We start from the raw sequence: 15053 nt of genomic DNA on the forward strand, positions 1-15053 counted from the left end.
ACTGAACGCAGACGTTCGCCACAAGGCCGCAGCCGGTTCGCCCGTTGCGGCCTTTTGTTTTGGCGCGCATGGCGGCTGGTGTTGGCCAAAGCTTCCCGGCTAGGATGTCGGCGGTTTTCAACCGAAAGGCCGGCGAATGAGCAGTGCATACCCCGAGATCTATCTGGTCCGTCACGGCGAGACGGAGTGGAGCGCTTCGGGAAAACACACCGGCCGCACCGACATACCGTTGACGGCAAAGGGCGAGGCGGCGGCTCGCGGCGTGGCGGACCGGCTCAAGGATCTGTCCTTCCAGGCGGTGTGGTCGAGCCCGTCGCAGCGCGCCTTCAGCACCTGCACGCTTGCCGGCTTCGGCGCTGCTGCCGTCAAGAAGGACGACCTGCAGGAATGGGACTATGGCGCCTATGAGGGCGTTAAGACCAAGGAGATTCTTGTGCAGCGCCCCGGCTGGCAATTGTTCCGTGACGGCTGTCCCGACGGCGAGTCGGTAGCGGATGTTGGTGCCAGGGCCGACAGGATCATCGCCGGGCTGCGGGCAATCGAGGGCAATGTGCTGGTGTTTTCAAGCTCGCATTTCCTGCGCGTGCTGGCCGCGCGCTGGCTCGGTCTGCCACCCGAAGGCGGTGCGCACTTCGTGCTTGATACCGCGAGCCTCAGCATCCTCGGCTATGAGCACGATCTGAGCGAGCCGGTGATACGCAGGTGGAACCAGAAGTAGTGTTTCTCAGCAAGCCTGCCTCTTAACGCGCGAGCACCGCCAATTCCTCCGATGTCAGATGCCGCGCCTTGCCCTTGGCGAGCTCGCCGAGCTGCAAACCGCCGATCGCCACCCGAACCAGCCTCAGCACCTCGATGTCGAATGCCCCGAGCAGGCGGCGGATCTGGCGGTTGCGGCCCTCGTCGAGCACGATTTCCAGCCAGGCAGTGCGGCCGCCGCTGCGCAGCAGTTCGATCGAACTTGCGGTCAGCAGTTCGCCGTCGACGATCGCTCCGTCGCGAAAGCGCGCCAGCATCGCTTCGTCGGGCGCGGTGCCGATCTGGACATGATAGGTCTTGGCGACATGCGAGGCCGGATCGAGCAGGCGGTTGGCCCAGCGCGTGTCGTTGGTCATCAGCAACAGGCCTTCGCTGGCCTTGTCGAGGCGGCCGACCGGCGACACGAAAGGCAACTCCAGTTCCACCAGGCAGTCATAGACGGTGCCACGATCCTGCGGGTCATCGCGCGTGGTGACCTGTCCGCGCGGCTTATTGATCATCAGGTAGACTTTTGCCTCGCCGACGATCTGCTCGCCGTCGACAGCGATGCGGTCGCGGCCGAGATCGACACGCAGCGACGGATCGCGCACCACCTTGCCGCCAACCTGCACGCGCCCTTCGGCGATCAGCAGCTCGGCCTGCTTGCGCGAACACAGGCCGAGTTTGGAAAGCGCCCGGTTCAGGCTGACGCCTGCGCTCGGGGCCTGGTGTTGGGCGATGTCTGGTGGCCGTGCCATGTCCTGCTTGCCATCCCAATGATCGGCATCGACAAATGCCACGCCCCGCATTGGCTTCGCAACCTGCCGCGGCACCAACATCACCAGTTCGCGGGAGCGCGGCTGCTCTCAAATACGATGTGTCAGGGCGTCGGGCTCAACAGCCCGCCATGGAACGCAGCCCCGCGAGAGACGTTGTTGCCGACGAGCGATTTGTCGCGAAAGGCACCGCCATGAAGAGAATCTACGAAAAACCGACGCTCGTGAAGCGAGGCAGGCTCACCAGCCTGACGGCTCAGATCGTCGCTTCTGGGGTCATTCTGGGTGAATGATCCCCAGATAAAGGAAGGGATAAATCGATGAGCGAGCGCGGCGTTGATTTCCTGCAGGGCTGGATCCACGAGCACCTGCCGGGCGAACTGCCTGCCAACAAGGCAACGGCTCGAACCCTGACCACGCGAGCTGCCCTGGATGCTCGGCATTTAGGCCTTGAGGTCAGCGAGATCGAAGAGGAGTTCGGTTCGTTGGAACGGGTGATTTTCGAGGCACTCGATCAGCCCGATATCTGAGCCCCCGATATGAGCCCATCGCAGGCGAATATCGGCCCATCGCCATCCTGGCGGTGGGCTTTTCGGTGATGGCATCCGAGGGTGCCCAGCGCTAGGCAGCCCGCGCAGCTGACGCTCCCCGTGCCGGCGGCAATTCGAACACAGTGGCGCCGTTCTCCCGGCCGCGTTCGACATAACCGATGACACGGAACCATTTGCCGACGTCGGCCCGCTGCAGCCAGCTGCGCGAGTGGATGGGCAGGTTGCCGGCCAGCGCCTGAATGTGGCGGATGTGGCGCCTGCAGAAGCGGACCGTCGCGGCGCTGAAGAAACCCTCCTGCGCGGCAAACAGCGTGTCGGCGGCGTCGCTGTTTTCGTGCCAGGCGACGATCGCCACCGTCTTGTCGCCGTCGACCAGCGCGTGCGCCCGGCCTTCCTTCAAATTCATCATCAGATTGTCGTAGGCGACCTTGCTGTCCTTGCCGGCGGCCACATACTCGTCCGACATCCGCGTGGACAGATCGCGGAAGACACTTTCGAGATCGCCGATCGTAGCTGCGCGTGCTCGCATTTCTCCTCCTGCAGCCCCGGCAGGCAGTTTGCCCTAGGCAGACGGGATCACCAAGCAAATCAAATCCGCCATTTGGCCGATGCGCGCAAAGTGATTTCATTGGGCGGCAAATGTTGGACGCCGCCATCTCCTATCGCGGCAAGCCTGTCATTCGCGTTGCGCCGGTTTTCGTATTTGGTTGACATTGGGCTGATGGAGGCGCGGGTTGCGCCGGGCGTTTGGGCCTTGGGGCATATTTCAATGAAAAAAAGTATACGAAAAGCCGGTCCTGCACCGGAAGGGCAAACTTGCGGCGCATGTTGCTTCGCCTACGTCAGGTGGCGGCGGAACCATTGACGTTCCGCCATCCACTGACGAGACTTGATATAGAGCTCCACTGAGCGCGAGACTTGCTGATCAACAGAAAGCCCGCTGGCTCAGGCCGGCGGGCTTCTTTCGTTTCTGGAACCATTTCAGTGCATGCCGAATTGACTCGCGATCGCGTTCGGGAGGGGAAGCATGCAAGACCAGCATGTCGATGAGCCGGTTCGCGTGGCGCTCGGCAGGTCCGGAAACACGATCTACAAGGTGGGGCGCGTGGCGCAGGCCGCCGACATCCTGATGAACCGCTGGCCCGCGAAGACGGGCCGCTATCACGTCGCCGCCCGCAAGGCCTGCCTCGGCGTTCTCGAAGGCCTGAAAGAGGCGCACTATGCCCGCGCTGCCTTCGTCAATGCGGCGATCGAGGCCGATATACTGGTCGAGCGCGACCGCGAGGGTTGAACGGCCACGGCTTTCCATCGCCTCTTTGTTTGCGTAACGTAAACTGGCAGACCGGTCGGGAGCCTTCCATGTGCAACGACTATGAGCAGCATATTCTCTGGGCTGAGTATTGCCGGATGCTGGAGTCGCTGGCACTCGAGATCCCGACCCACCAGACGGAACTTGACCTGCCGCAGGTTGATGACATCCACATCAATGATCCGGCCCCGATCATGCGCGCCGCCGGCGACGCCGGCGCTGTCGAACTGACGCCGATGACGTTCGGATTTCCACCGGCCGGACCGAAAGGCGGACCAGTGTTCAACTTCCGCTCCGAAGGCAGGCAATTCGCCGGCAGCAAACGCTGCCTCGTTCCGGCATCCGCCTTCTTCGAGTTCACGGGCACGAAGTATCCGAAGGCAAAGCATCGCTTCACGCTCAACGGCTCGCCGTTCATGGCCATCGCAGGGCTTTGGCGTGAAGCTAGCGGCAACAAGCCGCCAACCTTCACCATGCTGACAACCGAGCCTGGACCGGATATTGCGCCCTATCACAGTCGGCAGGTCGTGGTGCTTCGGCCCGGCGATTGGGCGGCTTGGCTCAGTCTGACGAAGCCGGAAGCCGGACTGCTGCAGCCGCTTCCAGCCGGCTCGCTGCGCGTGGAGACCGTGCGCCCCGAAAGTTCATAACTCGGTTGCGCAGGCTTGCCGGCACAGCCGGCAGGCCGAAATCAGGAATCCGTCGGTGCGGCGCCAGGAAGTCAAGCCCTTGATGTTCAGTGAGCGGCCCGAGAGATGGGTGACAGTTCATTCCGGAGACATGGGTAACACTTTCGGCCCTTTGCAAGGAGGGCAAGGTGCCTTGGAAGGAGTGTAACGTCATGGAAGAGCGGCTGAAGTTCATTGCCCGGCTGCTGGACGGCGAGAAGATACCGGTGCTTTGCCGTGAGTTCGATATCTCGCGCAAGACCGGCTACAAGATCCTCACACGCTACAATGACAGTGGCCTTGAGGGGCTGACGGATCGATCACGCCGACCCTACCGCCACGCCAATCAGCTTCCGTTTCAAATCGAGAAGCTGATTGTGCGCCTCAAGCAAGACAAGCCGACCTGGGGTGCGCCAAAGATACGCGAACGGTTGGCCCGGCTGTATCCTGACGTTCACCGGCCTGCGATCTCGACGGTGCATGCGGTTCTCGACCGCCATGGCCTGGTCGAGCGCCGCAAGCGAAGGCGCAACAGGGCGATGGGAACACCACTTTCAAACGGCTATCGGCCCAACGATCTGTGGTGTGCCGACTACAAAGGCGAGTTCATGCTCGCCGATCGGCGCTATTGCTATCCGCTGACGATCACCGAGTTCGCCAGCCGCTATCTCATCGCCTGCGAGGCGTTGTCGACTACCAAGGAAGCCTATGCCTTCACGGTGTTCGAGAGCGTTTTCAAAGAGTTCGGCCTGCCCAGCGCCATCAGGACCGACAATGGCGTTCCCTTTGCCAGCCCAAACGCGCTGTTCAATCTCAGCAAACTGTCGGTCTGGTGGCTGCGCCTGGGCATCGACATCGAGCGCATCCAGCCGGGCTGTCCGCAGCAGAACGGGCGCCATGAGCGCATGCACCTGACTCTCAAGAAGGAAACCACCAAACCGGCTGGCGCCAATTTCCTGCAGCAGCAGGCCAGGTTCGATGACTTCATCAATGAGTTCAACTCAGAACGCCCACATCAGGCGCTCGACATGGCCTGTCCAGCCGAGCGCTACACGCCGTCACCGCGCATCTATGCCGGCCTGCCGGATCTCGATTATCCGTTTCACGACAAGGCCGTCACCGTCACCACCTGCGGCCGCATCTGCTACAATCGCAAGAAGATCAACCTCAGCCTCGTCTTTGCCGGCCAGACCGTCGGCATCAAACAGGTCGAGGACCATATCTGGCTGGCTTCCTTCATGGATTATGATTTGGGCTTCTTCGATGATGAGACATGCAGGCTCGAACCACTCCAAAACCCCTTCGGGCCAAAAGTGTTACCCATGTCTCCGATATAAACCGTAACCTATGTGTCCGGAATGGACCTGAAAATGTTGGTGCCCAGAGGCGGAATGGGCAGATCGCTGAAAAAAGACAACAAAATCAACGACGCGGCTGACCGATTTGCACTCGCTGTGTAACACCGGCGTGTAGAAAAGTCTACTATAAGCCTGCGCCTCGGATGCGTTGCTGCCTCAAGAACGCTCAGTTCCCATCTTGAAAGTTACGTGATTCTGACTTACGAGGAAGGTCGCGGCAGATGCCGCCTCGCTCAACGAGCGTGAGCAGGGCTCCCTTGGCCCAGCTTAGAGACAGCGATCCCTGTTCTGTAGTTGCTCGGTCAGCAGGAACATGGTCAACGGCGTTCACACCGCCTCCGGATGACCGAACGGCCCGTCTCGTCAAGTCCTAACTCAGCATGAGTCGGGCTGGCGAACGGCATTTAGATGCTCGTCGGCGGCTCGACTCCAAGTTTAAAGGAGTCAGCAACAATGGTACCGACTGTACCGAATCAATTACCCAATACGCGAGCCGTCCTCGGACACAATCAACCTCCCGAAAGTTCGGTTGCAAAGCAACTTAACGGCATTGAAAGGGCTATCGGAACCTACGAGGACCTCCGCAATGACGGCCTTCGCCTCTGCATCGTACAGGCCACGTCTGTGGCCCAAGAAATCAGACAAGGGGGGCCGCGTGCGTGGGCGGATTTCATTAACGAGCCGAAGTGGGGCGACAACGCGCCACCATCCAATGGTAAGAAATATCTCTACCATGTTTTTCGTTGGATTTTTGGTCTGGGAGGCGCCGCGGCCAAGAATGCCAGCCTTTATAGTCGCGCGGTGCAGGCGCTGCTCAACGAAGGCGTCGAGGTTGAGGAGCTTGAAGAGCATTTGAAGCGAAGTACACTCAAGAAACTCGCTGCAACTGGTGCCTCGTCGAAGCGAGAAAAAAAGAAGATTGTCGGCCACCGTACGCGACCGAGCAAGCCTAATAGTCCATCTAACAAAGCTACCTGCCAATCCAAACTGGATAGCAAGATTGCAAACAAACCAGAGGCATCAAAAGCCGATACGCCGACGACGACGCGGGCGCACTACGATGGCTCCATCAAGGTGGAGTTCGTTGGCAACACGCAGCCCTTTCTTGGTTTGGAAAGGAACAAGGATTTCATTTTGCGGGCTCGGGTTATCAGCCTTGGGAATCCCTTCAAGATTGCTATCAACGAGGCCTTCCTTGACCCAGACCCTCGCGACTAGGTCATCACGGTCAGCCGAGCCGTTTTTCCGCAGGCAAACTTGTCGACGTCGATCATTTCGGACGGTCCGAAATTGCAGTTAAGACGTTCTTCAAAGGCCGGTCGAGCTAAAGCTCCGCCGGCCTCTTTTTAACCTGCCTCTCGTCGCGATGTCTTGGCAACGCGCCGAGGTCGCCGGTAAAGGCTCATTGCCAGCCACGGCCCAATCCCAATTGTCGAACATCGAACAGTCACGCCACGCGCGGAATCGCCACGCATAGCCAACCTGTTCTTCACCCTTTCGGATGTCGGTTCCACTGGACCCGCACATGGCTGTGTTTGTCGGTGGGAGGCGATTGGGGCTGCCTGAGGAGGCTACGGCAACACGGTATTGGAGGCAGGCCACCGACCCCCACTACCCACGAAGACACCTCACACGGGAGGACAACCCCATCACAACCAACCAACCCAAGGAGGAGACGATGGCTATAGAGCTGACACCGAAAATGATCGAGGACCTAACGTACGGATACACCTCAATGGTAGAAGAGCGAATGGTGTGCGGCGCGACAGCGACGCTGCTCACCTTCCAGTTCAACCACCTCAGCGGCTCGACATCGACCGTCAACAAGAAGATGCAGGAAACGGTGGAGAAGGTCTATTCGCAAATTCTGACACGCTGTTTTAAGAAGCCTAAGAACATACCGACGATCAAAATGCCGTTTTGGATTTGTACGCCCGACTATCCAGTTTTTAAGCGCCACAAAGACAACTTTCGCACCATCGTGAACAATGACGGGCGGCATATCCCGTCATCGCTGTAAGGCCTCCCGACACACGCATGACTCAGACGCTCGACGACCATTTTCATCACGAGCAGTTCCGCTATTCAGGCTATAAACCTCGCCCACTTTGGTGCCTGGATTCGCAGCCAATTACGCACGATCTTTCATTCGTAGTCGACTACGGTCGTAAGGGCATCAAGACCCCTCGTGTGGGGTTCGACGGGCAGTTCATCCTTCCGCGTACTCACTCGGAAATGGAGTCGCTTCGAGCCGACAAGACCGAGCGGGAATTCCTCAAAGACCTCAACTTTTAAAACTTGGCCAGCCCTGGATGCTGCCAGCATCCAGGGCTGGCTTTCACGTCGCACTAGACGCAGGTAGCCGTTCTATCCGGCACCCTTACCCAATGCACTATTCACAACTGGACTTCTCTTCGCGGAGGATGCCGCCGCCCGATCCCTCGGATGATGGCGCGTAAAGGGCTGAAGCGAGGCGGCAACAAGCCCCTCGCGTAACCCAACCTTCCCGGAGAGAACTTATGAAAAAGGATGCTTCAGCGTCCCGGCGGAGCCATGCGCTCGCCGTGCGCCAGCCGATTGCCAAGGGCAGTTCAAACAGGAGAGCAGATAAGGCTGTTCGCCCTGTCGGCCCCTGCAATCCCACTACAATCGAACTGTGTGCAGGAGCTGGCGGGCAAGCCATCGGCGTCGCCCGCGCGGGTTTCGACCATCTGGCGTTGGTGGAATTCGATGCTGCCTGCTGTTCGACGTTGTGGGCAAACCGGCCGCTTTGGGATGTATTTCACTGCGACATCGCCAAGTTCGACGGTCGCCGCTACCTGGACAAGGTCGACTTGCTTGCAGCCGGTCTGCCCTGCCTGCCGTTCACCGTCGCGGGCAAGCAGGAAGGAGAGCTCGACGAGCGCAACATGTTCCCCGACGCCTTGCGCCTGATCGGAGAGATGCGACCCAAAGCCATCATGATCGAGAATGTCGGGGTTCTTGGCGCCTCGCTTCGAAACATATCGCGAGCAATTGCGGAACCAGCTCGGCCTGCTCGGCTACGCGGTCGACTGGCGCCTGTTCAATGCTGCTGACTTCGGGGTGCCGCAGGCCCGGCAGAGAGTGTTCATCGTGGCAATGCTGAGGCGGTATTCATCGGCCTTTGCATGGCCAGAGCCTGCTGCCAAACCTCCAATATGGTTGGGCCGATGCCAAGGCTTGGCGGTCGAACGCTACCGGCCCGGCTCCCACCATCGTCGGTGGCTCAAAGAAGCACGGTGGACCGGACCTTGGCCCTACGCGCACTCGGCAGGCGTGGGAAAAGCTCGGCGTGAACGGCAAGTCCGTTGCCGATGCCGCACCAGAGCGTGGCTTTGTCGGCTTCCCTCGCCTGACCGTCGCCATGGTTGCCCGCCTGCAAGGCTTTCCTGATGGCTGGAAGTTCAGCGGTGGCAAGACTGCCGCCTATCGCCAAGTAGGCAACGCCTTGCCTCCGCAGCTGGCGCAGGCCATGGCGAAGAGCATCCGCACGGCGCTCAGGGCAGCAGATAACGGCCCCTCAACAACCTTCGCTGTTCTCATCTAACGCAATGCAGTCAGCCGCGTCCTGTAGAACCGCCGGCCTTTGACGCGGCTTCGACCTTAGCGTCGCCGGTAGAGGCTTTTTTTCCCAGCGTTTGGTGGTCTTAGCGGGTGCCTCCACCCATCGGATAACCGGTAACGGCAAATCGGGCGCCAACGCTATGTCCCGCATCCAGCGAATACCAATTCTTCTGCGGGTCTATTTTTGCGCCAGCCTTGGAACGCGATGAACGGTCTACAATCCGTCACACCTAAAGAAAGGAACATAGAGTGAAGATAATCACAAAAAGCGCCGAGCTGGTGATGTGGCTCGCGGACGACATTCTGTTGAGAGAGCCGTTGGCAGACGTCCCTGTCGGCATAGTGGAACTCTACAAGGGCCTGATCGCGATGTTCATCGAGTTCGGAGACATGCGAAACGATGACTTTTATGAGGACGCCGTATCGAGGTGGCTTCGCGAGGCGTCAGCCAAGCCGGAGACGATGCGTTGCAATCAGCACACCGTCGAAATGATCTCCTGCCTGATAATGGCGGTGGCGAGATGCGAGTTCAGCGTCTCGCTTGAGACATTCATTGATCATCTTACCGAGGGGTCCGTTCTGCTGAAGCACTTGAGGTTCAGGAAATCGAAGAGTCAAACCAAGATAGAGAGTTTGCCATCGCTTCATGGGATGGGCATCAAAATCGACGTTACACTAAGAGCGACGCCCGAAGAGGACATGCAAGTGGTTTACAGGTGGATCACTGATCGTCGGGCAAGTGTCCCAGCATTGCGCGTTAAAAGCTCATCAGATCGGGCACAACGCCGATCACTGAACTGAAACTACGCGTATCCACCTTTAGGGTGTCGACGCTAAGATGTTGATTTAATTAACATAATTCTTGACAGTTGCCTATTGGCTCGCTATACTGAGCCGGGTTCGGAAGACCGATTTTGGTACCGAGGCAGCTGAAAAGGTGGGTTTTTGAACACTATCGCCACAGGGCGTCGAGCCCGACAATTACCGCCTCCGGCTTGGCGCCGACACCACTGTTCATCATCTGAAAACACAACCAAGGGCCCCATCTCGGGGCCCTTTTCTTTGGGAGACCCTCAATGACCAACGCAGCTGTTTCTGCCGGTACTGCAACCGCCTCGCCAGCGTTAATCGTCCTAGGACTCGATGACGGCGGCAAAGCCCACGCCTCCTGGTTTGGCGAGGACGAAACCGACGTTGCCGAAAAGGCGGCGGGTATGATGGGCATGGCGGCACTTAGGGCCTCAACCGACGAGCTGCGCGATCTGGCGGGTAAGCTCCCACAGGGCAGGGTGTTTGCCAGCGGTAAGGCTTTCGTGCCCTTTGTGAAGGCTGCGACATTCGACAAAATCGCGACCCACCTGCCAAGTACCTACAAGTGGCCGATCAGAGCCGCCAAGCCTTCTGCAGAGAAACTGAAGCCCGGCAAAAAGGCATCCAGCACCGGAACCCAGGAGAGCGGGCCGAAACGTCCCGAACCATCGCGGCCGACCGATTGGGCGAAGATAGAAGTGGGAAGCTTGGTCTTGGCCACGGAAGGCGCCTACCAAGGGTGGTTCGAGGCACAGGTGGTAAGGATCAGCCCTGACGGCGTCTACAGCCTGCGCTGGCGCGATTGGCTCGACGTTCCAGTGTTCACGCGCAAGCTGATCCATATCGCGCTGTTGCATCCCGAACATACCGACTGACCCAAGCTGGGCGTGTGGCCAAAGGCCGCCGCCCACCGTTCCCAAAACTCACAGCAGAAAAAATGGTCCCGACAAGGGCCATGATGAGAAGGATTCGCACATGAGTTTGCAATGCAGCTTTGGTGAGACGTGCCCGCTTGGAAGTAGGCAGCAACGCATCGCGCAGCTGAATGATTGCCTGCGCACCACCGCACAAGGCGGACGGATTGTGATGACGGCCGGAATCGCGGCCCTGAGTGCTGCCGACATTACCGACACAGTCGCGGCGGTTGCTGCCTTCGACGCCTTCAATGACGACAATGACCCTCACGGCGAGCACGACTGCGCTGTGCTGGAAATCGACGGTAGGACAGTAATCTGGAAGATCGACTACTACGACCAGTCGATGACCTTCGCCTCAGACGACCCAGCCGAGCCAGCTATCACGACCCGCGTACTCACAATCATGCTGGGCGAGGAGTACTGAGATGCTTGTTCGTGGGATTTCCCGGCGAGCTCTGTTAGGCGCCTTGCCGTTTGCATTTGTCGACCATGCGACGCCCTCGGTGGGCGGGGCTGCGGAATATCATGGCTGTGCGGCTGCCCCTCACTGTCAGGACGTATCGCCTGCGCTGGTGAAGGCGATCTGCTCGCACTGCGCCGCCTACTCGGAGCTTCGGCAAATTGCTCGCCAAGCCGATGCTGTCGTGGCGGGTCGCCCCATCACGCGCGATGAATTCGACCGTTTGGATTCGGCGAGCGATGTAGAAAGAGAGTTTCTGCTGGCCCTTTGCGCGTACCCGGCTGCAAACGATGCCGAGCGCCACGACAAGGCGACCTACCTGCTCGGAATATTCGAAGGCGACGAGCCGGAGCCGGAGCTGGTCAAAGCGATCCTCAGGTCGATGAGTCGGCAGGCTGATCGTACGATTGACCCTGCTGCTCAGTCGGCATTACGAGGTCAACATGGCTGACGCCAAGCGCTTTTGCGATCTGGAACAGCATTTGAATAGTGGGGTTACACTTACCGTTCTCGAGCCCACTTACGTACTGCTGATTACAGGCGGCTGATCAAAGGTTGTGCTTTGGCGCTGCAATACACGCCTGCATTGCAAAGGCCAAAAATGGCCGAACTCGACCCCCCGGTCGACGCCTCGATGGGTGTTTTTGAGGCCGCATACGGGCCGCCAGCACGCGCCGACGCGCTGGCGGCCCAATGCCTCGACCAAAGGTGGCCTCGCGCTTTGTAAGTATCAGCAAAAGCCCACCGGTTTAGTCGCCGACACCGCGCGAGCCGCCACCTGTCGCTGCAAAATTCCCAAGCGTTGAGATCCTTCAATCAAGTAGGCTACCCAGTCCCTTGGTTGGTCCGTTAAGCCAGCTTCTGGGAGACTTGCCCGCAAATGATGGCGGATAGCAGAGGCCCCCCTGACTTCCCTATATACACATGGCAGCTATCAACCGCAGCTATTCTGAGGCTGGGAGTTGGTACACTCCCTGTGTATTGAGGAGAGTTGCCAGCCCGGTAATGATCTGCGGCATAACAAACGGCTTGGTGATCATCAGGCTGTTGGGCACTCCAGACGGCCAATCGTCCGCACCATCGCCGCTCATGTATATCACTGGCATAGTAGGATTGGCGCCTCGGAGGTGCCGGCCCACATCCCACCCGGTCGGGCCGTCTCCAAGTCTGATATCTGTCAGCAGAGCCGCAACTCGCTCCGGCTCACGATCAAAAGTCACAATGGCCCTTTAAGACGGCGATCACCTCGAACCCGGCCTGGCGGAGAGAGTTCTCGACGTCTAAGAGGATCATGCTCTCATCCTCCACGATCAAGACGGAACCCGACGGCATTGCAAGCCTGCCCCCCGTGAGTAATTCCTCAGCAATTCAACGGCGAGGCCTCGAATGTTCCTCGCATAATAACATATGTTGATCTGGGGGATAGCAGGCTGTGATCCGGAGTGCGCGGCTTCGAACGCTATGGCCCCTCACAAAAACAGCCACTTAGGTCGGAACTTATATCAAATGTTATAGTTAGGAAGGGGTCTCTGAGCGGTTAGGATCCTAGGCGGCATGATGTCTGAGCCCGAGCGTCGCCTTGTCCAAAGGCTTATCGACGAGACCAACATAACGGAGGCGCAAGCCTTGGAGTTGATAGCGCTGCTGGGAGGGAATTGGTCCTCTCTGATGCGGGAAGCCAAAGGGATCAAGCACGATCTAACGTCGCCAGCCCAACCGCCATCGAAATTAGCGCCCACAGCAAATTGGTGGGCTACCCGAACGGGTTCTTGATGGCACAGGCTCCTTCTTCAAACATCTTGATCCGCAAGCTCCAGACCATCTCGGAACTCGCACAATCAGATATTGGCATTCTGGGGAACATTTCGATTCAGGAGAAGGAATATCAGCCCAATGAAGACATTTTGCGCGAGGGCGAGAAGCCGAGCCTTTCCTTCGTCGTTCTTGACGGCTTGATAGGGTCGACCAAACTAACCGGGGAGGGCAAGCGTCAGATATCCTCCTTTTTTGTTCCGGGCGACATTCCCGACCTGCATGGTTTGCATTTGTCGGTCATGGATTGCACGTTCACCCCTCTGATGCCCTCTCGAGTGGGCTTCATGCGGCACGACGATCTTCGCGCCATTTGCGACCAGCACTCTTCGATAACGAGAGTGTTTTGGCGCTCCACTGTGATCGATGCGGCGATCTATCGAGAGTGGGTCACCAACGTCGGAAGGCGCGACGCCTACTCTCGTATGGCTCACATTCTTTGCGAACTTATTGTCCGCCTTCGCTCGGTCGGTCGCATTGAAGATCATGTGGCCTATCTCCCCATAACGCAGGCTGCACTTGGCGACGCACTTGGCCTCTCCTCCGTGCACGTGAACCGAGTGCTTCAGGACCTTCGACGCGACGGTCTGATATCTACCCTTGGCTCGCGTTTTCATGCGCCCGACTGGGCAGGGCTCGTTCGCGCCGCAGATTTTGACTCTACCTATCTGCATCATAGGGCTGCGCAGACGGGTGCCGGTTTCTGAGAATGCTGGGTCGCTCATGATGCATTAAGCCAACCCCTCGCGATCCTTGAAACCGAATCTGCTGTAGAACCCGCACTCCTCCAACAGGAATGTCGAATGTCGATCACTGCTTGAGAACTGGACCGCAGACTTACCTAGCGACGGCATGGCTTCCCAAAGCTACGACTTGAACCCGCCGAAAGCTGGACGTTGTTTGACGTCTTCACTGGGTAATACCCCCGCAGCGCGTGGGCGTCTGGCTAACTATCTGGACGAGGAATATTCCCGGCATCTTCAGCCTTCTGGCCGTGTCGACCTGAGGCGAGGGTTCCCTAGGGTAACCTCTAAAGTACGACTGCCCTGAAACACGTGCGGAGCGCCGGATAGTGTCCAAATTTCGCAAAGCCAATGCACCGGCGCTGCTTAGCCATAGTGGAGACGCGGCTTCGGCAACGTTCCTGTAAATTGAACCCCAATTCGGTCGTTCCTGCGCCACCGCAGGACTGCTTGGTAGGCAACGCCGTCGGTCGGCACGTAAAGCACAAACCGCTCAGGGACACGCGCTTCCACCGGGACTTTGAGCTCAGCTCCGCCACTGTTTTGGTTCCGAATGGTGCAACTGATCTCGGAGTTTGTAATTCCGCTGATGATTGAGGCGCCTTTAAGCACCCGCTGCCTCCGTTCGCGGCGATGCTCTTCATCAACCATGTGACCTCCATCGGTCACCCCCCGGCCCTATGGTAAGCCCACCGGCGAACAACTGTCCATCTGGGGCGTCGCTCGGTAGCCGGACGGCATAGATGCCCGTTGCGCTGGTGAATTCGCCGGCCGCCAACGCGAAAACAGACCCGAGTGGTCCCGTTGCGTATAGCGTTGTTAATCCGGCAGCAGCATTTCCTCTTCATCGGCCGCGGCCTCGAACAGCAGCCGGAAGTCGTTACCCAGCATTTTGCCATCCATCGCAGATAGGCAAGCCTCGGCCGCCAGCCGCCACTTGGGGCCACGATTGGACCATTTTAGGAGCTCCTCAGCGGCGGCATCAACCCGGTTGACACCAAGGCGAAGCCCCGGGCGCTCGGTCTTCACATAAACTGGAGGGTTGAACCAACGGTGGGGCATCACGCTTCTCGAGCGTTGAAGGCGATGAACAGTCCCCAAACGGAGGCTGAATCGACGATCATTTCGACTAACTGGCAGTCAGTTTCGAGAAGATCGCGGCCGGCGCTCGGGCACCGCTGCAATGGTCGCCTTGACGGAAGTATGTTGCCGGGTTGTGAGCCCAACAGGACCTCGCGGACCAGCTCCTTGGCCGTTTGCTGCGTAGGCCGAACAGGTGCTTGAATGTCCATCCCATCCTCCCAGAGAGATAGAACCTCATCAGCTATT

General features: G+C 58.8%; 19 protein-coding genes and 1 pseudogene. 16 read left to right on the forward strand and 4 right to left on the reverse strand.

Annotation, left to right across the window (positions count from 1 at the left end):
• Positions 1-136 precede the first annotated feature (136 nt).
• Positions 137-718, forward strand: coding sequence for a histidine phosphatase family protein (locus NLY36_RS20055; RefSeq protein ID WP_023687390.1), 582 nt, complete (start codon positions 137-139; stop codon positions 716-718).
• Positions 719-740: 22 nt separating this feature from the next.
• Here NLY36_RS20055 and NLY36_RS20060 read toward each other — a convergent pair whose 3' ends face one another.
• Positions 741-1493, reverse strand: a complete 753-nt coding sequence (locus tag NLY36_RS20060; protein ID WP_023696665.1) for a pseudouridine synthase — start codon at positions 1491-1493, stop codon at positions 741-743.
• Between the two features lie 149 nt (positions 1494-1642).
• Between NLY36_RS20060 and NLY36_RS20065 the strand changes: the two genes are divergently transcribed.
• Positions 1643-1804 (forward strand): hypothetical protein, encoded by a 162-nt coding sequence (locus NLY36_RS20065; RefSeq protein ID WP_023696664.1) that lies wholly within the window; start codon positions 1643-1645, stop codon positions 1802-1804.
• A gap of 27 nt (positions 1805-1831) precedes the next feature.
• Positions 1832-2041, forward strand: coding sequence for a DUF768 domain-containing protein (locus NLY36_RS20070; RefSeq protein WP_023696663.1), 210 nt, complete (start codon positions 1832-1834; stop codon positions 2039-2041).
• Positions 2042-2132: 91 nt separating this feature from the next.
• Here NLY36_RS20070 and NLY36_RS20075 read toward each other — a convergent pair whose 3' ends face one another.
• Complete coding sequence (locus NLY36_RS20075) at positions 2133-2591, reverse strand: hypothetical protein (protein WP_023696662.1); 459 nt, start codon at positions 2589-2591, stop codon at positions 2133-2135.
• Positions 2592-3089: 498 nt separating this feature from the next.
• Between NLY36_RS20075 and NLY36_RS20080 the strand changes: the two genes are divergently transcribed.
• The 13 genes and pseudogenes from NLY36_RS20080 to NLY36_RS20145 all read left to right on the forward strand — a co-directional run bounded on the left by NLY36_RS20080 (position 3090) and on the right by NLY36_RS20145 (position 13688).
• A complete protein-coding gene (locus tag NLY36_RS20080; RefSeq protein ID WP_023711382.1) occupies positions 3090-3353 on the forward strand; it encodes a DUF982 domain-containing protein in 264 nt (87 codons plus the stop codon).
• A gap of 68 nt (positions 3354-3421) precedes the next feature.
• Positions 3422-4021 (forward strand): SOS response-associated peptidase, encoded by a 600-nt coding sequence (locus NLY36_RS20085; protein ID WP_023696660.1) that lies wholly within the window; start codon positions 3422-3424, stop codon positions 4019-4021.
• A 167-nt stretch (positions 4022-4188) separates the two neighbouring features.
• On the forward strand, positions 4189-5376 hold the full coding sequence (locus NLY36_RS20090; RefSeq protein WP_023736109.1) for a helix-turn-helix domain-containing protein: 1188 nt from the start codon (positions 4189-4191) through the stop codon (positions 5374-5376).
• A 474-nt stretch (positions 5377-5850) separates the two neighbouring features.
• A complete protein-coding gene (locus tag NLY36_RS20095) occupies positions 5851-6615 on the forward strand; it encodes a hypothetical protein (protein WP_156933220.1) in 765 nt (254 codons plus the stop codon).
• Positions 6616-7075: 460 nt separating this feature from the next.
• Positions 7076-7417, forward strand: coding sequence for a hypothetical protein (locus NLY36_RS20100; RefSeq protein WP_156933219.1), 342 nt, complete (start codon positions 7076-7078; stop codon positions 7415-7417).
• A 17-nt stretch (positions 7418-7434) separates the two neighbouring features.
• On the forward strand, positions 7435-7692 hold the full coding sequence (locus NLY36_RS20105) for a hypothetical protein (protein ID WP_023699346.1): 258 nt from the start codon (positions 7435-7437) through the stop codon (positions 7690-7692).
• A gap of 224 nt (positions 7693-7916) precedes the next feature.
• Positions 7917-8811, forward strand: a pseudogene (locus NLY36_RS31570) (DNA cytosine methyltransferase).
• A complete protein-coding gene (locus NLY36_RS20115; protein ID WP_245260267.1) occupies positions 8711-8965 on the forward strand; it encodes a DNA cytosine methyltransferase in 255 nt (84 codons plus the stop codon). The pseudogene NLY36_RS31570 and the gene NLY36_RS20115 overlap by 101 nt, the downstream one beginning before the upstream one ends.
• A gap of 266 nt (positions 8966-9231) precedes the next feature.
• On the forward strand, positions 9232-9783 hold the full coding sequence (locus NLY36_RS20120; protein WP_023699343.1) for a hypothetical protein: 552 nt from the start codon (positions 9232-9234) through the stop codon (positions 9781-9783).
• A gap of 275 nt (positions 9784-10058) precedes the next feature.
• Positions 10059-10667 carry a hypothetical protein gene (locus NLY36_RS20125; protein ID WP_023736108.1) on the forward strand — a complete coding sequence of 203 codons (609 nt, stop codon included), beginning with the start codon at positions 10059-10061 and terminating at the stop codon, positions 10665-10667.
• A gap of 100 nt (positions 10668-10767) precedes the next feature.
• A complete protein-coding gene (locus tag NLY36_RS20130) occupies positions 10768-11133 on the forward strand; it encodes a DUF3768 domain-containing protein (RefSeq protein ID WP_050591519.1) in 366 nt (121 codons plus the stop codon).
• Between the two features lies 1 nt (position 11134).
• Positions 11135-11620, forward strand: a complete 486-nt coding sequence (locus NLY36_RS20135; protein ID WP_023713138.1) for a hypothetical protein — start codon at positions 11135-11137, stop codon at positions 11618-11620.
• 1321 nt (positions 11621-12941) lie between these two features.
• Positions 12942-13688, forward strand: a complete 747-nt coding sequence (locus tag NLY36_RS20145) for a Crp/Fnr family transcriptional regulator (protein ID WP_023699338.1) — start codon at positions 12942-12944, stop codon at positions 13686-13688.
• 402 nt (positions 13689-14090) lie between these two features.
• Here the strand turns inward: NLY36_RS20145 and NLY36_RS20150 are convergent, their stop codons facing one another.
• On the reverse strand, positions 14091-14375 hold the full coding sequence (locus NLY36_RS20150; protein ID WP_023737203.1) for a PilZ domain-containing protein: 285 nt from the start codon (positions 14373-14375) through the stop codon (positions 14091-14093).
• Positions 14376-14543: 168 nt separating this feature from the next.
• Positions 14544-14786 (reverse strand): DUF982 domain-containing protein, encoded by a 243-nt coding sequence (locus NLY36_RS20155; protein WP_023711235.1) that lies wholly within the window; start codon positions 14784-14786, stop codon positions 14544-14546.
• Positions 14787-15053: the final 267 nt, after the last annotated feature.

Origin of the sequence: Mesorhizobium sp. C399B, from assembly GCF_030323185.1 — a bacterium.
In the GTDB taxonomy this organism is placed as follows: Bacteria; Pseudomonadota; Alphaproteobacteria; order Rhizobiales; family Rhizobiaceae; genus Mesorhizobium.